We start from the raw sequence: 22,729 nt of genomic DNA, 5'->3' as shown, positions 1-22,729 counted from the left end.
CCTAAAGCTAAGAACCGAGTTTGGAATTGAAGTTCTGTTAGAAGATATTAAAACAAGCAGTATTAGGTTAAGAGCGTTTGGTATAGTTTTATCTTCTGCCCCTTCAAAAGCTGGACTTATCAATAAATGTTATATAATCTATCTGTATTAATGCCTTATAACACTACCATAAGAGAGAGGACGAGAAATAAAGAGGGGGGCAGTGTTTATTTGATTGATTATGTTTGCTGTGCTGAATGCTGTACATAACTAAAGTACCCATTAATCAACTTAAACCATAAGCAATGAATACGCATCTAAAAGGTGTTTTATATATCGCTCTTGGGGCTTCTAGCTATGGGGTATTGGCCACTTTTGTGAAATATGCCAATAACCAGGGTTTAGGAACAGCCGGACTTGCTTTTTCCCAATATCTGTTTGGGGTTTTGTTACTGAGCATACTCGCCTTTATATCCTCAAAAAGAACTGGAACTACAGAATCAGATAGGGCGGGAAGAAATAAAAGTACCAAACTGAAATTAATGCTCTTTGGAAGCTTCTTAGGGCTTACCAGTAGTTTTTATTATTTATCCATTCAATATGTGCCTGTGTCTGTTGGGATTATACTTTTAATGCAGACGATTTGGATGGGAGTGGTTCTAGAGTTTTTTATGGCCCGTGAATTAATCAATAAAGCAAAAGTAATAGGTGCATTTGTGGCAATTGTTGGAACCCTTTTAGCCGCAAAGGTTTTTGAGAGCGATGTGGAACTTGATCTAAAAGGGATTGGATATGGCCTTCTAGCCGCTTTGAGCTTTACAGGGGTAATGTTTTCTACCAGTAGGGTGGGTTTGCAACTCCCTATTCTTGTGCGTACGCAATTCTTAGTGTACGGAGGGTTTATAGTGATTGTGATATTTTGGAACTTTCATATTCTACAGGAATTCAACTGGAATGTCTTTATTAAATGGGGTAGTTTTCTAGGCCTTTTTGGCACAATTCTTCCGCCACTTTTATTTAATAAAGGATTTCCTAAAATAGGTACGGGCCTCGGGAGTATTATTGCTGCATTAGAAATTCCGGTATCCGTTTTAAGTGCTTATTGGATTTTAAACGAGCAAATTAGCAATTTGCAATGGATGGGTATTGCAATTATTTTGTTCGCAGTGGTGATGATAAATTTTAAAAAAAGATAGTAAGCAATAGCAGAAGTACAAATTAGTTGGCCGTTCCATTTTCTATGGGCATTCGTGTCTATTAGGGGGTTAAAAACACTTAAAATTCTCAGACTGTGTTCGATAGGGTCTTGTTTAGATGGCGAATTAGATTGTCCTAGTGTAGCTAGAGGTGTAAAATATAATGACCAGGGCAAATTGATGTTGTAAGGAGGGTGTTTTAATTAGCAATTCCATATACTCCTGCGTCTACTCCCTAATGTCCATTTCTTGTTTGTAATAAGTCTAAATAAGCCTACCTTTGCAGTTCTAAAAATCAAAACAAATGATAAATACCTTAAAACTTGGTTTTGTACTGAGCCTGATAACTTTATTTGTGGCGTGCGGGGATTCGTCAAAATCTTCTGAAGTGGTTAATGTGTACACCCACAGACATTATAAGGCCGATGATGAGCTTTTTACCAAATTTACTGAAGAGACCGGTATTAAAGTCAATATTGTAAATGCTAGTGCAGATGAACTTATCCAACGGTTAGAGACGGAAGGGAAGGACTCCAATGCAGATATTCTGATTACGGTAGATGCAGGCCGACTCTATCGTGCACAGTCAAAAGATTTGTTACAACCAATACGTTCTAAAATCTTAGAGACTAATATTGGGCCTGAGTTTAGGGAGAAAGAGGGACACTGGTACGGATTAACTTATAGAGCAAGGATTATTGCCTATGCTAAAGACAGGGTGAATCCAGAAGAAATTAAAACGTATGAAGATTTAGCAGATCCAAAATGGAAAGGTAAAATAGTAATCCGTTCCTCCGAAAATGTTTATAACCAATCTTTGATGGCTTCCATAATTTTGGCAGATGGTGAAGAAAAGGCCAAGGAGTGGGCAGAGGGGGTAGTAGCCAATATGGCTAGAAACCCCAAAGGTAGTGATAGAGATCAAGTTAAGGCAGTAGCTTCTGGGGAAGGCGATATTGCAGTGGTAAATACCTATTACATAGGATTGTTGTTGAACGATGAAAATGTAGAAGAGCGCAAGGCTGGAGAAAGTGTTGGCATTATTTTTCCAAATCAAGACGGCAGAGGTACCCACATTAATGTTAGCGGGATAGGGGTGGCCAAACATGCACCCAATAAAGAGAACGCCGTTAAGCTGATGGAGTTTCTGTCAGATGAAAAAGCACAGCAGACTTTGGCAAACTTAAACTATGAATATCCTATTAATCCAAAAGCTACAAAGGCTTCTATTTTAAAAACCTGGGGTGATTTTAAGACAGATCCCGTAGAGCTTTATAAGCTAGGAGAATATAATAGCAGGGCCGTTATGATTTTTGACGAGGCTGGCTGGAAATAAATTGGGAAATAAGATTTAAGTCATGGAAAGAAAGTAGCGAAGTAGTTTTATTCCTTTTTTAGCGAGGTAGGATTGACTTAATCAGTAGCTAATAGTTTAAATGTTTTGGATTCCAAACGGGATCCAAAACAATGAATCGAGTAATTAAATGGCAAAAAAAACCACCTATTGGTGGAATAAATGGACAGGCGGGGCAATTGTTATATTGCTTCTGGTCTTAACTCCAATATTCACCATTTTAATTAAGCTCTTCGATAAACCTGGGGAGCATTGGGGGCATATTTCATCAACTTTATTGCCTTCTTACTTCATCAACTCCTTCCTTTTATTGCTGGGGGTAGGCGTATTTACCTTTATAATAGGGGTAAGTATGGCGTGGTTGGTATCAGTGTATAACTTTCCCGGGCGCAAGTATTTTGAGTGGCTATTAATTCTTCCCCTTGCTTTTCCCTCTTATATGATGGGTTATAGCTATGTGGGAATCCTGGAGTATACTGGTCCAATACAGGCTTTTTTGAGGAATAACTTCGATATAACATTCAAGGGGCCTATAGTTGATATCATGAATATGCCAGGAGCTGTATTTATTCTTTCAATAAGTCTGTTTCCCTATGTATATGTAATTTGTAGGGCGTCTTTTATGCGACAATCCAGCGCCATGCAAGAGGCGGCATTTCTTTTAGGAAGTAATCGCATGCAGATGTTTGCCAAGATAGCGCTTCCAATGGCTAGACCTGCGGTAGCTGGAGGGATTGCGTTGGTGGGAATGGAAGTTTTAAATGATTATGGTACAGTTAAATATTTTGGGGTGGATACCTTTACCTCTGGAATATTTAGAGCCTGGTTTTCCTTTGGGGATATTAATACCGCTATTTATCTCTCTGCTATTTTAACCGTGATAGTTTTAATATTGATCTGGTTGGAGAATTTCCAAAGAGGGAGTCGGAACTGGAATTCTGGTAATGCCGATACCAAACCGGCAATTAGGATCTGGCCCAAACATAAAAGTACTCAATGGTTGTATACAGGGCTGTGCCTGACCGTCTTATTGATCAGTTTTATATTACCCTTATCACAACTGTTCTACTGGGTTTCCCTTACCTGGCGTAATGTGGTAGATTCTGAATTCGGAATATTAATTTTTAGGAGTTTTTCCTTGGCAATAGGTGCTGCAGTGGCTATTGCAATTATTGCCATATTTTTGCTATATACCATCCGCCTAAGTCCCTTGTGGTGGACCAAACATATTGCACGGACCGCTTCCTTAGGTTATGCCATCCCTGGTGCGGTTATTGCAGTTGGTGTAATGATCCCCATGATGGGATTAGATCGGAAAATCAACTGGTTGCTATCAGAAAATGTAGGGATGATTTTATCAGGAACATTGTTTATCTTAGTCGTGGCGTATATAGTTAGGTTTATGGCAGTTGGATATAATGCTATTGACGCAGGATTCCAGAAAACTGGGGCCTCTGTAAACGAGGTAGCAAGATCATTAGGAGCTTCCCCTTTAAGGACCTTGTGGAAAATAGACCTACCTTTGATTAAGTACAGCATAGCGGGAGCAGTATTGTTAGCTTTTGTAGATATATTAAAGGAATTACCACTAACGTTAATTTTACGACCATTCAATTTCCATACACTAGCGACTAAAGCTTTTGATATGGCGACAAATGAGATGATAGCAGAATCGGCAAACGCTTCCCTTGTTGTAGTTTTAACCGGGGTGATACCAATTATAGTGCTAAATAGTATGATAAGTAGGAAAGAATAGGACTTGAGAGATGGATGGGGGAGAAGGAGTGATAATAGCTTTTAATGTAAAACGATATTTAAGACAGTGTTCTTTCTAATCGGACTGCAAAAGCAAATAAAACGAATGAACATGGCGATTATTGAAATAAACAATATTAGTAAGCGATATCGTAATGCTGACACCAATGCGGTGGAGGATGTTTCTTTTTCATTGGAAAAAGGGGAGATATTGGCACTTGTTGGTGAAAGTGGTTCAGGGAAAACAACCTTATTAAGGTTAATCGCAGGACTAGAACATCCAGATTCCGGAATTATTCAATTGGGTGGAGAAGTTATTGTCAGTGGTCGTAAATCCTTACCTGCTAATAAACGAAAAACGGGTATGGTTTTTCAAGATTATGCCTTGTTCCCACACCTAACCATTTTTGAGAATGTGGCATTCGGATTAAAAGGTCTCAATAAAAAAGAGGTGGAACAACGGGTTCACGACACTATCAACCTTACAGGTTTAAAGGAGGACGTTAAAAAATATCCCCATCAACTTTCTGGGGGACAGCAGCAGCGAGTTGCATTAGCGAGAGCACTTGCGCCTCGACCAGAGCTGTTGTTGATGGATGAGCCATTCAGTAATCTAGATACTATTCTGCGCGATCAAGTTCGCGAGGAAGTTAGACAGATAATCAAAGCCATGGGAATCACCGCTATTTTAGTAACCCATGATACGAAAGATGCTTTTTCAACAGCCGATAAAATTGCGGTAATGCTTAACGGGAAATTATTGCAGATCGATACTCCTGATGCGTTATATAATGACCCTAACTCTTCTTATGTTGCAGAGCTTTTTGGGAAATCTAATAACGTTGTGGCAACCGTTGAACCGGGTGGTTTTAAAACTCCCTTCGGATTTGTATCGGGACCCAAAGACTGTCCTTTATCTGTAAATAAGGATAAGGTGAATTTATTTTTTAGGGCAGAGGAAACCGATTTTTGTAATGCAGAGGAACCACATCTTTGTGGGATGGTTGAGCAGTGCATGTACCTAGGGGATCATATGCAGTTAAAAGTATGTTGTAACCGATGTACTAGCTGTGCCAATGATTGTGAAAAGGGAGCTTTGGAAGATACCCAACGTATTTTGTTGAGGTCCGCGGTGCAAACATGGAAGCCAGGAGATATAGTACGATTTAAACTTAAAAACTTTAAAGTAAAAGAAACCGATTCTGAGGAACTGTTTTAGGTAAGGATCATTATTTAGGTATACTAGAAAGTTGATTTTACTAGTTTTTTAACAGTTACTCCCAAAAAATCGATAAAATTCATTGGATTTAAATGCAAAATCAGCTACCTATGGATTTATTTTATAGCTTTGCCACGTCATGAAATCATTTTTCCATAAAATGTTATCCGTAGCTATGGCGACCTTAGTGTTATTTACCACTATGTCGTTCACTTTGGATATGCATTATTGTGGAGAGACGTTAGTGGATTTCTCGTTGGCCCAAAACGCGCATACCTGCGGTATGGAAATACCACAATCAGAGAATGATTGCGAAACGGTGGTTCCTGAGCAATCTTGTTGTTCAGATAAGCAAATAGTTGTTGAAGGGCAGGATAATCTTAAGTTATCATTTGATAAAGTATCTTTTGAGCAACAAGCCTTTGTTGCCACTTTTTTCTACACTTATATAAACCTTTTTGAAGATCTGGATAAAAATATAGTTCCTTTTAGGAATTATAATCCTCCTTTTCTCATACGGGATATACAGAAGCTTCACGAGACGTATTTAATTTGATTTAAAACAGTTTCCGATTCCGATAGTTATCGGGAAGGAGAATTATGCCCTATGGTAACTTCCATTTTGGGTTTATTTCGTTGTCATTAATTTTCTGATGTATCAGGAATTTAACCAATGTTTCACTGTTTAACACTCAATACAAATGCTAAATAAAAGCATAAAATTTCTCATAGAGAACAAACTGGTAGCAGTTTTAATGCTCGCACTTTTCGTAGGTTGGGGTCTTGTTAATGCCCCTTTTAATTGGGATACCGGGTTTCTCCCTACCAATCCCGTGGCTGTTGATGCCATTCCCGATATTGGTGAAAATCAACAAATCGTATATACCCAGTGGGAAGGTCGTTCTCCACAGGATATAGAAGATCAGATAAGTTATCCGCTAACCACCACCTTATTGGGAATTCCTGGTGTGAAGACAATACGTAGTTCTTCTATGTTTGGCTTTTCCAGTATCTATATCATTTTTGAAGAGGATATTGAATTCTACTGGAGTCGTAGCCGAATTTTAGAAAAGCTGAATTCCTTGCCTTCAGGTCTGCTACCCGATGGTGTAAATCCATCTTTGGGTCCAGATGCTACAGGATTGGGTCAAATTTATTGGTATACGCTGGAAGGTCGTGATAAAGAGGGCAATGTAACCGGTGGTTGGGACCTGCACGAATTGCGTAGCATTCAGGATTACTATGTGAAATATGCGCTTTCTTCGGCAAGTGGCGTTTCTGAAGTAGCATCTATTGGGGGCTATGTACAGGAATATCAGATAGATGTAAAACCGGAACTGATGCGTCAATATAACATTGGTCTAGGGGAAATTGTAAAAGCGGTCAAGGAAAGTAATAAGGATATTGGTGCCCAAACAATGGAAATCAATCAAGTGGAATACTTGGTGCGGGGTCTTGGGTATATAAAATCTGTTGCCGATATAGAAGACGCTGAAGTAACTTCGGAAGATTACACTTCTATACGTATCAAGGATATCGCTAAAGTAAGTTTAGGGCCTGCCCCACGTAGAGGAATATTGGACAAAGAAGGGGCTGAGGTCGTAGGTGGAGTGGTAACGGCAAGGTACGGTGCAAACCCAATGGAGGTGATCACTAATGTAAAGGAGAAATTAGAGGAACTAAGAGCCGGACTTCCATCTAAAGAACTTTCGGATGGGACTATTTCTCAGCTTACTGTTGTTCCCTTTTATGATCGTTCAGAACTTATTCAAGAGACCCTAGATACGCTGGACGAAGCTTTAAGTTTAGAAATACTCATTACCATATTGGTGATTATCGTTATGGTCTTCAACCTAAGAGCGTCCATCCTTATTTCGGGCCTTTTGCCGGTGGCGGTATTAATGGTGTTTATCGCCATGAAGTTCTTTAATGTGGATGCAAACATTGTTGCTTTATCCGGTATAGCTATTGCCATTGGTACCATGGTGGATATTGGGGTTATACTTTCTGAGAATATAATCAGGCACCTAGATGAGGAAGATGAGCGATATAGAGAAACAGGTGTTAAACAACCTATCAATATGGTGGTATATACTGCTAGTGCCGAAGTCTCTGGAGCCATTCTCACGGCGGTACTCACCACTATTATTAGCTTTATACCGGTATTTACTATGATAGGGGCGGAAGGGAAGTTGTTTAGACCCTTGGCGTTTACCAAAACCATGGCATTAATCGCTGCCTTTGTAGTGGCGCTTTTCCTTATTCCCCCTTTTGCGGCCTATTTGTTCAGAAGAAAATCTATCAGAAAAACTACGGGGTACCTAATCAATGGATTATTGATCTTATTGGGGGTTACAGCTATTGGTTTTGGCTATTGGTTAGGGCTTGTTTTAATCGGATTCGGTTGTACTGGGCTATTAAAAGATAAGGAAATTGCATTCAAAATATCAGACAAGCTTTTCCTCACTGAAAAAGGAGCCAATTTTTTAAATATAGCCATCTCTGCCTTGGCAATTGTGTTCTTATTGGCAGAATTCTGGCGTCCGCTTGGGTTGGATAAAAGTATATTTTGGAACCTATTATTCGTAGGCTTTATCTGTTTTGGATTATTAGGAGGATTCTGGGTTTTCTTGCATTATTATTCTCGGATCCTTCGTTGGGCACTCCGTAATAAAGTAGTCTTCCTTTCTGTGCCAACGTTAATTGTAGTTTTCGGGGTATTAATCTGGCAGAATACAGGTAAAGAATTTATGCCTTCCTTAAATGAGGGATCCTTTTTACTGATGCCTACCTCCATGCCACACTCCGGAGTAGAGGAAAATAAACGGGTGTTGCAGCAGTTGGATATGGCAGTGGCGGGTATTCCTGAAATTAAAACGGTGGTTGGAAAAGCAGGGCGTACCGAGTCTGCTCTTGATCCAGCACCATTAGCGATGTACGAAAATATTATTCTGTATAAGTCAGAATACATGCTAAATGAAAACGGAAAACGCCAACGGTTTAGAGTCAATAAGGATGGGTTGTTTGTTCTTAAGGATGGAAGTTATGTTGTTAATCCCAATAGTGAAATTGCAGAGGATACCCATTATGGGGATTCAGATATTGGGGATCCCTATTTTGTAGAATATCAAAATCTTATACCCGATAATAAGGGTGAGTTTTATAGGAATTGGAGACCGGATATAAAATCTCCAGACGATATTTGGAATGAGATAGTACGGGTAACCAAACTCCCTGGAGTAACCTCTGCTCCAAAATTGCAGCCTATTGAAACCCGTTTGGTGATGCTGCAAACAGGAATGCGCGCCCCAATGGGAATTAAGGTGAAAGGCCAAGATCTTAGGGAGATAGAAGCTTTCGGGATAGAATTGGAAGAAATACTAAAGCATGCAGAAGGAGTAAAAGTAGAAGCTGTTTTTGCAGATCGTATTGTTGGGAAACCTTACCTGCTTATAGATATTAAAAGAGACCGATTGGCCCGTTACGGAGTTTCTATAGAAGAGGTACAGCAAATTCTTCAAGTAGCAGTGGGTGGAATGCCGTTAACGCAAACGGTAGAAGGAAGAGAACGCTATGGAGTGAGGGTGAGATATCCACGTGAATTGAGAGCTAATCCCGAAGATCTTAAGAATATCTATGTTCCAGTAGAGAAAGGTAATCCCGTGCCCTTAGGAGAACTTGTTGAGGTACGCTATGAGCAGGGACCACAGATGATTAAAAGTGAGGATACTTTCTTAGTGGGTTACGTCTTGTTTGACAAACTTGAAGGATTTGCAGAAGTAAATGTAGTAGAGAATGCACAAGCGTTAATAAAAGAAAAGATAGAAAGTGGTGAGCTTATAGTTCCACAAGGGATAAACTATCAGTTTACCGGAACTTATGAAAACCAGTTAAGGGCAGAGAAAACACTTTCGGTCATTGTTCCCTTGGCGTTGGCGATTATCTTTTTGATACTCTATTTCCAATTCCGCTCCGTATCTACTTCCCTGATGGTTTTTACGGGTATTGCCGTAGCGTTTGCAGGTGGTTTTCTTATGATTTGGTTCTATGGTCAGGACTGGTTTTTAAACTTCAATTTTTTTGGGGAAAATTTACGGGATATGTTCCAAATGCATACCATAAACCTTAGTGTGGCCGTTTGGGTAGGGTTTATAGCCCTCTTTGGGATTGCTACCGATGATGGGGTGGTAATGGCAACCTATCTCACCCAGACCTTTGATAAGAACGATCCAGAATCGGTTAAGGAAATTAGAGCTTCCGTTGTTGAAGCAGGTATGAAAAGATTACGTCCATGTTTAATGACAACAGCTACCACTATTTTGGCCTTATTACCAATCCTCACCTCTACAGGAAGGGGTAGTGATATTATGATCCCAATGGCTATTCCTAGTTTTGGTGGAATGTTGATAGCGCTAATAACCCTATTTGTAGTTCCTGTATTATTTAGCTGGAGAAAGGAAGCGAAATTGAAAAGACAACTAAGAACCCTTAAAGAAATCTAGAATTAATGAATCTGATATTTAATACAACTAAAAGATTGCGTAGACCGAGGTTCCTCCATGTGGGGGTATGGCTAGTTTCACTTTTGTTCTTTGGTTGGTCTGCGCAAGGTCAACGGTTAGAATCCTATATTGAAGAAGCGATCAAGAATAATCCGAGTATTCAAGCAGTAGAAAAGCAATATGCAATTTCTACAGAAAAGATCTCAGAGGTCAATTCGCTTCCTAATACTCAGATTTCAGGAGGGTATATGGTTGGGAAAGGTGATATGGCAATGATGCAAGAAGGCGAGTTTTCTGTAATGCAAATGTTTCCCTGGTTTGGTACGCTTGCCGCACGTGGTAAATATGCTACGGCAATGGCAGATGCCGATTTTTTGGAGATTGAAATTGCCAAAAGAAAGGTTGCCATGGCATTGTCCCAATCCTATTATCGCTTATATGAAATTGTGAAAAAACAACAGGTATTGGATTCCAATATTCAACTTTTAAAGGTGTATGAGCAGTTGGCGCTAACCTCGGTGGAGGTAGGGAAAGCCTCTGCAGTATCTGTGTTGCGACTTCAGATGAGGCAAAACGACCTTATAGAAAAGAAATTAGTGTTAGAACAGGACTATGAGGCAGAACTAATTGCTTTTAATAAGATAATGAGCAGAAAGGAAGTTGCAGATGTAGCTATTTTAGATAGCCTAGCAGTTCCGGAAAAGGATATAGAAATCGATTTTAATAATCTTGAGCTGCATCCCGAATTAGCAAAATATGAGGAGTTGATTAAGGTGGTTTCCCATGCAGATGCACTTAATAAAAAGGAAAGTGCGCCAGAATTTGGAATAGGAATGGACTATATGCTGTTCAATGAGAACCCTAATATGCTAATGCCAATGGTGTCTCTTTCTATTCCAATTTTTAATAAAAGGTATAAATCAATTGCTAGGCAGAACAAACTTAAATATGAGGAGTTGGATATTCAAAAACAAGCCTCACAAAACTCATTGGTAACCCAATTACAATCTGCAGTGAGAAGTAGAAATGCGGCACGTATTAGTTTAGAGACCCATGATAAAAATCTAAGGCAAGCAGAGCAAGCTACTGAAATATTATTTAAGAATTATGAAACGGGAACTATGGATTTTAGGGAAGTTCTGGATGTCCAAGAGTTGCAATTAAATATTCAGCTGAATCGTGTGGAAGCTATTGGCGACTATTTTAAGCAAATGAGCATCATTAACTATTATATAAAATAAAACTTTCTAATGGTATTTAAATTGTAATGCTATCGCGCTCGGACGGGCTTTTCGCTATATCTTTTTTAAAGGAAAAAAGGATGCCGCTGCAATCCCTAGCGCAACAACGGTTAACAAGTAAGTCAATTCCATTAAAGTAAATAGCAAAGCAATTAAATCTCATTAAGTGATTGAAGGGAAAATAAAATAAAACTATCATGAAAAAATATATCATCTATACCGCAATATTAGCTCTTGGATTGGCCTTGGGTTATGTGTTTTTTGGAACTAACAATGAAGGGTCTTCAGACAACCACGGTTCCCATACTTCAGAAAGTGCTGAGGGTGAAATCCAAATGTGGACCTGTTCCATGCATCCTCAAATTATGCAACCAGAACCTGGCGATTGCCCGCTTTGTGGAATGGACCTAATACCTGCAGATGCAGGTGCAGAAGGTCTTGCATTGAACGAGATAAGAATGACAAAAAATGCCATGTCTCTGGCCAATATACAAACTACCATTGTAGGCAATGCTTCCGAAGGTGAAAATAACTCCTTGATGCTCTCTGGGAAAATTATGCCCAATGAGGAGGCAAATGCGGTTCAAGCCAGTTATTTTGAAGGGAGAATAGAAAAACTGAACGTTAATTTCACTGGAGAAAAAGTTAGGAAAGGACAACTGCTAGCAACTATATACGCCCCAGCCCTTGTTGCTGCACAACAGGAACTTCTAACGGCGGCTACCATGAAGGAGTCGCAACCTGCATTGTATAATGCGGTCCGAAATAAATTAAAATTATGGAAACTAACAGAAAAGCAAATCGAGCAAATAGAAACTTCGGGGAAAGTAAGTGAGAATTTCCCCATTTATGCCACGGTTTCGGGAACTGTTTCCGAAAAATTAGCTGAAGTTGGAGACTACGTTAGCCAAGGACAGCCAATAGTGAAGGTTAGTGATTTGGGAACGGTGTGGGCTATTTTTGATGCCTATGAGAATCAGATTTCTCAGTTAAAGGAAGGTCAGAAAATAACGGTTACCGCCAATGCGTATCCCAATAAGGAATTTGAGGCTGTGGTATCGTTTATAGACCCAAGGTTAAATACCCAATCAAGAACTGTATCGGTAAGGGTAACCTTAAACAATAAAGAGGGAGTTTTAAAACCAGGAATGTTCGTTGTTTCCAAGGTGGAAATGGCAGAAAGTAATGAAAACAAGGAGCAAATAAGCATCCCAGCTTCGGCAGTGCTATGGACGGGAAATAGGTCTTTAGTTTACGTAAAAACAAATCCTGATGAACCTGTTTTTGAAATGCGAGAGGTTGGTTTGGGAGCTAAAAGTGGAGAACTGTACACTATAACTGATGGCCTATCTAACGGAGAAGAGGTGGTGACCAATGGGACTTTTACAGTAGATGCGGCGGCACAGTTGCAAGGCAAAAGAAGTATGATGAATGTTGGAGAGGAAATGGAAATAGATCCTTTGCATCATTTAGAGGGTATAGAAAGATTGAAAGTGCCTTCTGAGTTCCGTATACAGTTGAAAGCAGTTTTTGATGATTATATGGTTATGGAAAATGCACTGGTCCAGGATAATGCGGAAATCCCACAAAATACTGCTAGCACCTTGCTTAAAAGCATAAGGAAGGTGGATATGAAACTATTAAAAGATGACGATGCTCATAATAAATGGATGCATTTAAATGAAGGGCTTCAAGAAGCAGCTACCGAAATATCCAGAACTTCTGATATTAAAATGCAAAGGGATAATTTCATCACACTTTCGGCACATTTAATTAATGCCGTAAAAACTTTTGGCATCGACCAAAAAGTGTATGTGGAGTATTGCCCTATGGTGAATAATGATGTGGGGGCGTTTTGGTTGAGCACTGAGGAAGAAATCCTAAATCCGTATTTCGGGGCCAGTATGCTTCGATGTGGGGAAGTTACGGATGAAATTGAGTAGCGATTATTGCTAATAAGAGTGGTAGTGCTTATAGAAGGTGGTATGGGATTTATTTCTATACCACCCTTTAATAACATATTGAGGGTGCAAGATGTGCGTGAATTTTAGTCCATCGGGAAATACTTAGATCGAATACGTTATAGATTATTGTCCCTTGCCTGCCTAGCAATCCAAACGATCGATCACCAACTGTAGAAAATCACGATTCTTTACCAATGTCCCCTCTGGGATAATAAACTCTGGGCAACTCCACCAATCTTTATAGCGTAATAATTGATACTTTGTTGCGACTATAGCCTCGGGGTTATTACGTATTTTGGCGTTAGAAACAAGTTGTTCAGTCAGGTGAATAATCTGGGTTTTCAGGTCATTATCGTAGCCATCAGTTTTTAATAAATATAGCTCCAATAAACTACCATAGGCCCAAATGTTCTTTTTATCCAGGGCATCGTTAGCGTCTATTTCGGTTAAGGCTGCTAATCTTGCTGTACACCAATAATCGCCCTTCGCTTTAGTTGGCCCACCATCCAATAGGGTTGCCAAGGAAATGTATTGCACAATACTCCAATGGTGCGATAAATTACGATCTGCCGCTTTTTTATACCACTTTTTCGCTTCATTTAAATATTGTTTTTGTTTTGTTGTGGTATCGCCATCCAGAACTAGGGATTCCCTATATTCTATTTCGGCCAAACGCTTAAAGGCACTTGCCAAAAGACCGCTATTTTCTAAAAAAGCTTCTTCTTTGCTTTTTTGATATTCAATTTCCTTCACCTGCGCACTCAGATCGTTAATGGACTCTTCGATTTGTACCTTGGCCCGTATAAAATCGTCTTTTGAAGGAATGGCTTCTGTATTTGTTTGTAAAGTTGAATTTCTAATACTGTTCAAAATGACTAACTGATATTCCATTTTCAGCATAAGTAGTTGGAATTCATAATTATGGGGCAGGTTTATATAACTAACCAAACTGATCCAATCGTGATGGTACTCTTGTTCCCCGGCATACAGTTGCGTTCTTATATTTCCTAAAATAGTACGGATATCCTCTGCACGAAACAGTCTTTTGTACAATTCTTTGGTAATTTTATTGGAACCTTTTACAGACAATGGAAATTGCGACCCTATCACTATAGGCACGCCTGCCTTAAAGGTAGCTTGCACCGGATTACGGTCCGGTTTGGTGCCATTGGTGAAATTGGCGCCATCACAGATCATATAATTCACGAAATAGGGGAGAGTGTGTAGCAATTCAAAAAGGATTTTGATCTCCTTTGCAGTAGTAGGTTTATAAGGGCTGTCTAGAGGTTCTTTGGAATGAAACGCAATACCATATTCAAAATTTGAGGGCCTCTTATGATCTAATAACAGTGAGCCATGAGCCAAAATATGGATATGGGTAAAGGGTTCATTATTTTTATCAGCCTGATAGAGGAAGGTCGAAAATTCTTCAAAAGTGGGATTGTCCAGAACTGTTATTTGTTTCTCTGGATTCCAATGCCGTAGGGCATACTTTAATGATTGTTCATGATCCTTAAAAGGAATGTCTGGGAAAGGTAGCCCTAGGAAATTTTTATGGTCCGGTTTGGAGTGCACAAATAATACCCGGGGCTTACTAGGAGTCGGTACATATTTTATAGTATTCCTTCTGAAATTGCGAGTGAGTACCAATTGTTCACCATTCTTATTTACAAAAAGTGGTTGCCCACTGTCGTTCAATAACAATTCAAAAGGAATCAAGGCCAATTCGGAGGGGTTTAAATAGATTTCCAGATGTGAAATATCATTTGGAAGCCTATCCAGACCGAGAAATAAGGAATGTATCTGATCACTACACTTTTTAATGGTCTCCCATTTTTCCATAGCGGTTCCAGAGGTTTTGGAGTCATATCGAAGTTGTTCTCCCAACTGTTCCAATAGTTCAATCTGTCCCATGGGCGTACGTACCTCCTGTAAAGAGCAAAAATCTCCATGCGAAAGGATATAGGGCTTATTGCCCATAAGGATGCCGGTACTGAGATCGTCAAAACGTATGTATTCAATCTTATCGGACTTCATAGTTTTAAAAGTCGTCCTCTATGGCCTTATCTAAGGTATCTTCTATCGTTATATCCTCAGCAGTAAGTTGGTCATCTCCCAGTAATTTGGTCTTATTGAACCAGTTAAGTTTAAAAAGTCTGATGCCTACAACTCCAGATTCTCCTATAGAATTAAAGGTGCTTGCAGTGGAGGAGGAGGTATTAAGACCCCCTTCGGCCTTACCACCCTCAATCTGACCTAGAATATTGGCGCTTGCCTTTATACTAAAGTCCGACCCTGCTTCCCTAGCGCAAATTATAAGGCAATTTTCACCAGTATAAACGGCAGAGATCACCTTATATTTTTTTCTCCATTCAGACTTTCCAGCCAAGGCCAAGGCTACTTCATCTATATTCTGTAATTGATCTACTGTTACTTTTTCTGCTTTTATGACCAGTGAGTTTTCCTTTTCAAATTTGTAATTCAAGGCAGCTTCAGCATCGCCCAAACTAGCAAAAGAATCCGTTGATTTACCATCTGCCCCTACTCTGGTGATCCTAGTTCCTTCTGTAGTAAAATTTACTTTAGTAGCGGGCCCTGGTGTAATGTCTAGAACAATATCTGGATATTTTTTGTTCAAATTCCCCACGGAACGGAATACTCCACCTTCAAAGTAACCAAAATCGCCTACGGAAAGGGTATTGGTTACAGGAAGCCAGGCCGCATGCGCACCCAGCTCTTTTTTTATCGCTTTTTCATAACTATGTGCTAATCCACTCATGATATAATGGTTTTGAGGTTATGGGATTTTGGTAGTGAGACTGGCCCAATACCATAAATCGACTTTTAATAAGTTTTACTAGTTAAATAAAAAGGGGGAGAGGAATGTTTGTTCTTAAAGTTATGAAAATTCTAGGGGATTTGGTAGAAATCATTCGGATATTATTGCGGATTAGGAAATAAAACTCTAACTTGGATAGATTATAACTATTTTTTAATAGCAGCATTATCTCCCCAAATGGCTGTTATGGCATTAGTGCATTTCCCCCAAGTACATACCCCTCGATAACATTGTAACTTATTGATAAAAAGAGATGGTGTCTTACACTGTTTAACTTTCTATCCATTTATATAAATAGAGGACTGTTATGACAACTACCAACACTTCCCTTTGGGGGAATCTATCGGAACGTTATGAAAATCCGCAACAACGTAAAATTCTCGCTATGGATGGTGGGGGAATACGCGGTATTATAACGTTGGAAATTCTACTGAAATTGGAAAAGGAACTGCGTATAAAACTTAAAAAAAATGAGGATTTCCGATTATGTGATTTCTTCGATTATTTTGGGGGCACCAGTACGGGGGCAATAATTGCTGCCGGACTCTCCATTGGGATGTCAGCTGGGGAACTATTGGATTTCTATACCAAAAAGGGAAAGGACATGTTTGATAAGTCTGCCTTACTAAAAAAATGGAAATCGCTTTATGAATCGGGGCCCTTGTTGAAGATGTTGCAGGATACTTTTGGGAAGGATACCAATATGGATATCTCCAATGGTAAATTCAAGGCTTTGTTAACAGTAGTTACTATGAACCGAAGTACGGACTCGCCATGGCCAATTAGCAACAATCCCTTGGCTAAGTATAACGACAAAAATAGACCCGATAATAATCAAAATGTTAAGCTGTACCAGTTGGTAAGGGCAAGTACCGCGGCACCAGCCTATTTTCCTCCAGAAACCTTGGAATGGGATTCCAAAGACCCGTCCAAAACTTTCGTGTTTGTAGATGGCGGGGTTACCCCCTACAATAATCCTGCTTTTTTATTGTACCGTATGGCCACACAGCCAGTGTATAAGCTAAACTGGGAAAAGGGGGAGGACAAGTTGTTAATTCTTTCCGTAGGAACGGGTAGTGCCGCTTCTGGGGGAGAGTATAGAAATCTGGGTAATACCTTATTGCAATTGCCCACTAATCTGATGTACGCCATACAGATCGATCAGGATATCAACTGCCGTACCTTTGGCAGATGTGCTTTTGGGGAAAAGATAGATCGGGAATTGGGGGATATGGTTTCCAAAAAAGGTAATGAGAATAAGGATTTTCTCTATGTTCGTTACAATGCCGACCTTAGCGAAGAAGGGCTAAAAGCTTTGGGATTAGGTCATATAGATCCCGAAAAGGTGGGTAAGATGGATTCTGTAAAACACATGAAAGACCTGCAATTGGTGGGTGCCAAAACAGCTAAGGCACAGGTTAGCTTAGATCATTTAGGATCTTTTGTGCAATAGATAATTACCTATGGAAGCTTTTATTGTTAGGCCTTTTGGTGAAAAGAATGGAATTAATTTTGAGGAAGTACAAGAAAAATTGATCCTTCCGGCATTGCAAAACGCGGGAATTAAAGGATACACAACCGGAGTTATTATGGAGGCAGGTAACATACGGCAAGATATGTTCCAACTCCTGCTCACAAGTGATGTTGTTGTTGCCGATATCTCCATTCACAACGCAAATGTGTTTTATGAATTGGGCATTAGGCATGCATTACGGGCTAAAAAGACACTGATGATTCGTTGTAGAAAGGATGAGGTACCCTTCGATTTAAAGACGGACCGATATATTGCCTACGAACAGGATAATTTGGATGCCTATGTGGAAGTACTTACTGAAGCATTGAAGCAGACGTTGAATTCGGAACGTACCGATAGTCCTGTTTTTTTAATGCTTCCTAAACTAACCGCACAAAATCCCGAACACTTTTTGGCAGTACCCGAAGATTTTTGCAAGGAGGTTTTTATTGCAAATAAAACGGAACATAGAGGCAAGTTGTCCCTATTGGCCACTGAAGCTCAATTTTTTTCATGGGAAATGCCAGCTTTAAGAATGATAGGGGATATTCAATTTAAATCCAAGTTTTATTGCGATGCTAAGGAGGTCTGGGAGAAAATACAAAAAAGAAAACCTCATGATTTAGAAGCCAACGACTATTTGGCCACGATCTACCATAGATTGGAAGATGTTGAAATTAAGCACAATTCAGATATTGCGCAGCAGTTATTGGCAAAATCAGAAATGGCTATCAATAGATTGTTCGATCAGTTTTCCATTTTAGATAGAAATAAACGGGCAGAAGCCTATGCCCTTAGAGGGCGAAACGAAAAAACCAAATGGGTGAGAAGATGGATAGATCTGGAGCCCGAAGAAATGGGGAAGGAGGCAATTCGTTCTTCTTCTTTACAAAAAGCATATAAAAATTACGCATTGGGATATGATCAAGACCTAAACCATTTTTATTCTGGGGTAAATGCTTTGGGACTTCTAAAGACAATCATCGAGCTAGCAGTAAGGGAAGTCTATATTTGGGAATCTAAATTTGATAGCCCCCATGAAGCCAAAACGGCTTTGGATAATTATATTACCGAGTTTGGTGAATTAGCAACAACGGTGAAAAGAGCTGTCTTTGCAACAAAAAAGGCATTGGAACGAGATAATTTAAGCGATCCATGGGTAAATATAACCCTAGCGGATCTGGCTTTTTTAATGATCGATAATTCTGAAAGAATAAAAATCCTATATTGTAACGCCATCGAATCCGGGACTGACCTGAATTTTGATGCCGCGAAAAGACAACTGATTTTGTTCCAAAAATTAAATATAATGTCCAATAAGGTAAACGCAGCCCTGGAGGTATTCGGAAATTCCGATCAATCCCCAGTCCAAGCAGAAAAAGTAATTCTTTTTACCGGTCATATGATCGATGCGGAAGATAGAAAATCTCCAAGGTTTCCAAAAGAATTAGAGCCTGATGTGCGCCAAAGGATTAAAGGCAATATAGAAGAAATAGTTAAGAAGACACCAACAGATCAAGAATGGTTAGGAATTTCCGGTGGTGCCAGTGGGGGGGATATACTTTTTTTAGAAGTTTGTAGGGAACTGGGGATTAAAAGAAAAATGTACCTGGCGTTACCTCCCGATAAATTCATTGTAGAATCCGTTCAACAAGCTGGAAATACTTGGGTAGAGCGATTTTATAATCTTTATGAGGACCCAGATACCGAGATAAGCATTTTGGCCGATACCAAAGAACTTCCGATCTGGTTACAAGGTAAAAAAGGGTATTCTTTTTGGGAGCGTAACAATCTGTGGTTGCTAAATACAGCCTTGTCCTATGGCGGACATAACCTTACATTACTGGCATTGTGGGACGGGAAGGGCGAAGACGGTCCTGGAGGAACCAAACACATGATAGAGGAAGTGAAGAAAAAAGGTGCTAAAAGTAAAGTTATTGATTTATAATATAACCTACTTACCTCATTCATCCTGAATCTGAAGTATTGAGGTTATTAGGCTAATACAATATTTTCAATGTCCCACCTATACATAGTACATCTTTCACTGCGCTTTCCGGATTTAGCAACAATGGCCCTTGGATTTCTACATAGAAATAAAATCATATTGGGCTAACTATAAAAAAAATCTTTCGTTTTATGTGGGATCTATTTACTGGAGGCCTGCCAAAAGTGGACAATCATACATTCCACATTGTGTCGAAGTTGGCATGGAAGTATTGTGTTGCATTATGGAGGAAATATACCAACTATCATTTTTCTTTTCTAGATAAACGGTCTGCGGTGCATTGTGGGAAGGTTGATGCACTAAACATAAATGATCGGAGGTTCTATGCGTATGTGTAGACCAGATTTCCAGAACTTCGGCCTCGGCCATTAATTTATTTCCTTCTTTAAATACCGCTATATCTCCAAAAGTCTGAGCCTCCATAATGTTTAGACTATAAATTCCCATTTGATAATACTCGGATAGAACCGTTTGGTAATTCTGCAGGGCATCTCCCATGAAAACTTGCCCTAAAGGAGTAATATCTAAAGTAGCCATTGCTAAGGATTCTAAGCTGGACGCCAATTGAATGGAGTTTTTTATAGAACCTATCTCCGTACTATAATCGGATGCACTTTTATCTGAAACAGGAAGGGGCTGGAAATTTTTATTAACCTTAGCTGGAATTTTCTTAGCTGAGATTTCTTGCTTGGGAATAACTACGGTAGTTGGTGAAAGTTCATTTCCACTACGGTTAATATCCTTATCATTTGGTTGCGACTTAAACATAAAACCAATACCAACCGTAATTAGAAGTATGAAGGTAGTGAGCACAACAGCAGTAAATATCTTTTGTTTTCTTTTTCGGGCCTCCTGTTCTTCAGGGGACATTCCTTTTATACCCATTGCTTCAATGGATCGTATTAATTCGTCCGTATCATAATTCCAGCGTTGGTCCGTGAGTTCATGTGATTGTCTTCTTACTAGCGCTTTTAAATCGTCAGGAAGCTGTTCTTCGGAAGGAACTTTTGCCCCACCTACCAAAATAGGCATTACCCGAATATCACGTTTCAGTGCGGTACTTACTTCCAAGCGGACAAAATCATTGGGGTCTTGTAGCCGTATATTTCCATGTACATCCGTCATACTTGTCCAATCTGGTCCTATGACTACAATAAGCAGATCGCAGATGCTGGTGGCACGTTTAATACTTTCTACAAAGTCGGTTCCTTTTTCAATATCTTCTATGTCCCTAAAACATTGACTATCTCCAAAATGTTTGACTAATTTATCGGCAATACGGCCGCCGAAACCTGCACCTTCTCCGCCCCTTCGGTAGCAGATGAAAATACGAGGTTTTACTTTCTTTCCCATGAGATTGGAGAAACTCATAATAAAAGTGTTTATTATTTTTCGAGGGAATACTACAAGTGGGGCGAACTTAAATCATTCATTTCCATAGTGGTTTTATGGGAGCCCCTTGTTAAACCACCTTTCTCCATTTATAGATTATTGGAGGATCCATAATAAAATTAATTCATGTTGATCTAACTTGTATTAAAATAAGAAGGAATTATTCATAATTCGGATATAAATGTATGAGTAGCACTATTTAATGTATAGTCGGTTACCCATTGGTTTCCAAAACTGGCAATGGTCTTCGGATGTTATGTGATTGGTTTTGAAAGGTATTTAGGGTTGCGAAAACCACTTATTTAAGCAAAACAACTACTGCATCTATATCAGATATCCGAACCATAAATCTATTTTTCATAAAATCGTAATTCATCCCTATGTAAATAAAGCAGTACGTTTTTAAAATTCCTAATTTGACAAACAATTATAAGGTGCATTTCTCAGTACCAAATACATAAAATTCATTGCAGGAAACACATTTTTTCGTAACTTAAGTAAGAAATATTGTACTTTAAAGAAAGATTGATGCCGAAGGACGAATAAACGTCAATCGGAATACACGTTCTGTAAATGCAGAAAAGTAGTTATGTGCCGTCCATTTATATATCATACGCTTGGGGTTCTGAAAGTGAAGCAATTGCTGAGGCAGTAGAAAAGGAATTTCAAAAGAGAGGCTTACGGATTATTCGTGATAAGAATGATTTGGGCTACAAGGGTAGGATCAAAGATTTTATGGAGCAGATCGGACGGGGAAAGTATGTCATCCTTATCATTAGCAACAAATATCTGAGATCCGAGAATTGCATGTTCGAGTTGCTGCAGATTTTTGAGAACCGTGATTTTTATGAGCGTATTTTTCCTGTGGTATTGGATGAGGTCAAAATTGCAAAAGCAGTAGATCGACTAGATTTGTTGAAATACTGGGAAAATGAGACCGAAAACCTGAATAATAAGATTAAGGAATTAAAGGAACTTTCCAATATTCAGGGGGTTACGGACGATCTTAATCTGTATACAGCGATAAGAGGTAATATAGCACGACTTACGCATATCCTAAAGGATATAAATACCCTTAATACCGACCGACACATTAAATCGGACTTTAAACAACTTTATGAACTCGTAGAAGTTAAAGTGAAGTCGGACGTGCATGATGAAAATCAAAACAAGAAGGAAGTTGTAGGGGATGCAGTGCCAGCAGAGGTTGACCGCTCTAGTCTAAAGGACAAAAAAAAAGATAAAACCAAGATATTTAAACGAATTGCTCTGTTGATTGCATTTCTTTTGGTAGTGGTGGCTGCCTTTCAGACGATAACCAAATGGGGTCCGGGAAATGAAAAGGAGATTCCGTTAGACAGTACAATTGTAAAGGGTGAAAAAACTGATTCACTTTCGGATTTAGAGGCTGAAAATCCGGAGACGATATTATATAAAGAAGTGGTGTCAGATGACAAAGAGGAGGTTCCGGTATCCAATATTAAGTATGATGTAAAATTAATCGTCCCCTCCACCATGGCGCAGGCGACCGTTTTAGTAGATGGGAAAAGGGCCGAAATAATCGATAGAGGCCTAATATCCATAACGGTAAGGATAACTAAGAAAGCAAAAAGTCATCATTTCGAAATAAATGATGGTTTAGATAAATGCGCTACAGATATACTGATTAATAAAGACAATGTTCAGTTAACCTTGTGTAACTAGATTGGTCAATTGTATTTGCATAATAGTCCAGTTCCCCCACTAGTAAGTATTCCAATTGTGCAA

The 22,729-nt window shown here is 39.3% G+C and carries 14 protein-coding genes; 11 read left to right on the top strand and 3 right to left on the bottom strand.

All coding sequences use genetic code 11. From position 1 onward, the window contains the following. Nucleotides 1–284: 284 nt before the first annotated feature. The 8 genes from G466_RS0111730 to G466_RS0111695 all read left to right on the top strand — a co-directional run bounded on the left by G466_RS0111730 (nucleotide 285) and on the right by G466_RS0111695 (nucleotide 13,189). Nucleotides 285–1,175 (top strand): EamA family transporter, encoded by an 891-nt coding sequence (locus G466_RS0111730; RefSeq protein WP_026813839.1) that lies wholly within the window; start codon nucleotides 285–287, stop codon nucleotides 1,173–1,175. A 304-nt stretch (nucleotides 1,176–1,479) separates the two neighbouring features. Continuing rightward, complete coding sequence (locus tag G466_RS0111725) at nucleotides 1,480–2,511, top strand: Fe(3+) ABC transporter substrate-binding protein (protein WP_026813838.1); 1,032 nt, start codon at nucleotides 1,480–1,482, stop codon at nucleotides 2,509–2,511. Nucleotides 2,512–2,659: 148 nt separating this feature from the next. Beyond that, the gene (locus tag G466_RS0111720) at nucleotides 2,660–4,285 is read left to right on the top strand and encodes an ABC transporter permease (protein WP_026813837.1); all 1,626 of its coding nucleotides are present in this window, start codon (nucleotides 2,660–2,662) and stop codon (nucleotides 4,283–4,285) included. A gap of 111 nt (nucleotides 4,286–4,396) precedes the next feature. Next, nucleotides 4,397–5,503, top strand: coding sequence for an ABC transporter ATP-binding protein (locus tag G466_RS0111715; RefSeq protein ID WP_026813836.1), 1,107 nt, complete (start codon nucleotides 4,397–4,399; stop codon nucleotides 5,501–5,503). Nucleotides 5,504–5,642: 139 nt separating this feature from the next. Next, the gene (locus G466_RS0111710) at nucleotides 5,643–6,059 is read left to right on the top strand and encodes an HYC_CC_PP family protein (RefSeq protein ID WP_026813835.1); all 417 of its coding nucleotides are present in this window, start codon (nucleotides 5,643–5,645) and stop codon (nucleotides 6,057–6,059) included. A 145-nt stretch (nucleotides 6,060–6,204) separates the two neighbouring features. Continuing rightward, a complete protein-coding gene (locus G466_RS0111705) occupies nucleotides 6,205–10,005 on the top strand; it encodes an efflux RND transporter permease subunit (RefSeq protein ID WP_026813834.1) in 3,801 nt (1,266 codons plus the stop codon). Between the two features lie 5 nt (nucleotides 10,006–10,010). Further along, entirely contained in the window at nucleotides 10,011–11,246 is a 1,236-nt protein-coding gene (locus G466_RS0111700; protein ID WP_084418817.1) for a TolC family protein, read from the top strand. Between the two features lie 197 nt (nucleotides 11,247–11,443). Further along, entirely contained in the window at nucleotides 11,444–13,189 is a 1,746-nt protein-coding gene (locus G466_RS0111695; protein WP_026813832.1) for an efflux RND transporter periplasmic adaptor subunit, read from the top strand. A 162-nt stretch (nucleotides 13,190–13,351) separates the two neighbouring features. Here the strand turns inward: G466_RS0111695 and G466_RS0111690 are convergent, their stop codons facing one another. Both G466_RS0111690 and G466_RS0111685 read right to left on the bottom strand, forming a co-directional pair. Further along, nucleotides 13,352–15,247: a CHAT domain-containing protein gene (locus G466_RS0111690; RefSeq protein ID WP_026813831.1), complete on the bottom strand. Its 1,896-nt coding sequence runs from the start codon at nucleotides 15,245–15,247 to the stop codon at nucleotides 13,352–13,354. A gap of 4 nt (nucleotides 15,248–15,251) precedes the next feature. Beyond that, the gene (locus G466_RS0111685) at nucleotides 15,252–15,989 is read right to left on the bottom strand and encodes a hypothetical protein (RefSeq protein ID WP_026813830.1); all 738 of its coding nucleotides are present in this window, start codon (nucleotides 15,987–15,989) and stop codon (nucleotides 15,252–15,254) included. A 367-nt stretch (nucleotides 15,990–16,356) separates the two neighbouring features. On the opposite strand from G466_RS0111685, the gene G466_RS0111680 reads away from it, so the two are divergent. Together G466_RS0111680 and G466_RS0111675 are read left to right on the top strand one after the other, a co-directional pair. Beyond that, a complete protein-coding gene (locus G466_RS0111680) occupies nucleotides 16,357–17,502 on the top strand; it encodes a patatin-like phospholipase family protein (protein ID WP_026813829.1) in 1,146 nt (381 codons plus the stop codon). A gap of 10 nt (nucleotides 17,503–17,512) precedes the next feature. Further along, entirely contained in the window at nucleotides 17,513–19,510 is a 1,998-nt protein-coding gene (locus tag G466_RS0111675; protein ID WP_026813828.1) for a tetratricopeptide repeat-containing protein, read from the top strand. Nucleotides 19,511–19,714: 204 nt separating this feature from the next. On the opposite strand, the gene G466_RS23195 is transcribed toward G466_RS0111675, so the two are convergent. Then, nucleotides 19,715–20,941, bottom strand: a complete 1,227-nt coding sequence (locus G466_RS23195) for a toll/interleukin-1 receptor domain-containing protein (RefSeq protein WP_084418815.1) — start codon at nucleotides 20,939–20,941, stop codon at nucleotides 19,715–19,717. Nucleotides 20,942–21,535: 594 nt separating this feature from the next. Here G466_RS23195 and G466_RS23190 point away from each other — a divergent pair. Beyond that, nucleotides 21,536–22,666 (top strand): toll/interleukin-1 receptor domain-containing protein, encoded by a 1,131-nt coding sequence (locus G466_RS23190; protein WP_051315628.1) that lies wholly within the window; start codon nucleotides 21,536–21,538, stop codon nucleotides 22,664–22,666. Nucleotides 22,667–22,729: the final 63 nt, after the last annotated feature.

The organism is Arenibacter certesii DSM 19833 (assembly GCF_000429545.1).
Taxonomy (GTDB): Bacteria; Bacteroidota; Bacteroidia; order Flavobacteriales; family Flavobacteriaceae; genus Arenibacter; species Arenibacter certesii.
Note: the sequence above shows the minus strand (reverse complement) of the source record. Positions and strands in the feature narration are given on the sequence as shown.

Bases quoted from the DNA above. Each gene is read 5' to 3' on its own strand.
- G466_RS0111730 (WP_026813839.1), top strand. From the start codon at position 285: ATGAATACGCATCTAAAAGGTGTTTTATATATCGCTCTTGGGGCTTCT.
- G466_RS0111725 (WP_026813838.1), top strand. From the start codon at position 1,480: ATGATAAATACCTTAAAACTTGGTTTTGTACTGAGCCTGATAACTTTA.
- G466_RS0111720 (WP_026813837.1), top strand. From the start codon at position 2,660: ATGGCAAAAAAAACCACCTATTGGTGGAATAAATGGACAGGCGGGGCA.
- G466_RS0111715 (WP_026813836.1), top strand. From the start codon at position 4,397: ATGGCGATTATTGAAATAAACAATATTAGTAAGCGATATCGTAATGCT.
- G466_RS0111710 (WP_026813835.1), top strand. From the start codon at position 5,643: ATGAAATCATTTTTCCATAAAATGTTATCCGTAGCTATGGCGACCTTA.
- G466_RS0111705 (WP_026813834.1), top strand. From the start codon at position 6,205: ATGCTAAATAAAAGCATAAAATTTCTCATAGAGAACAAACTGGTAGCA.
- G466_RS0111700 (WP_084418817.1), top strand. From the start codon at position 10,011: ATGAATCTGATATTTAATACAACTAAAAGATTGCGTAGACCGAGGTTC.
- G466_RS0111695 (WP_026813832.1), top strand. From the start codon at position 11,444: ATGAAAAAATATATCATCTATACCGCAATATTAGCTCTTGGATTGGCC.
- G466_RS0111690 (WP_026813831.1), bottom strand. From the start codon at position 15,247: ATGAAGTCCGATAAGATTGAATACATACGTTTTGACGATCTCAGTACC.
- G466_RS0111685 (WP_026813830.1), bottom strand. From the start codon at position 15,989: ATGAGTGGATTAGCACATAGTTATGAAAAAGCGATAAAAAAAGAGCTG.
- G466_RS0111680 (WP_026813829.1), top strand. From the start codon at position 16,357: ATGACAACTACCAACACTTCCCTTTGGGGGAATCTATCGGAACGTTAT.
- G466_RS0111675 (WP_026813828.1), top strand. From the start codon at position 17,513: ATGGAAGCTTTTATTGTTAGGCCTTTTGGTGAAAAGAATGGAATTAAT.
- G466_RS23195 (WP_084418815.1), bottom strand. From the start codon at position 20,941: ATGAGTTTCTCCAATCTCATGGGAAAGAAAGTAAAACCTCGTATTTTC.
- G466_RS23190 (WP_051315628.1), top strand. From the start codon at position 21,536: ATGCAGAAAAGTAGTTATGTGCCGTCCATTTATATATCATACGCTTGG.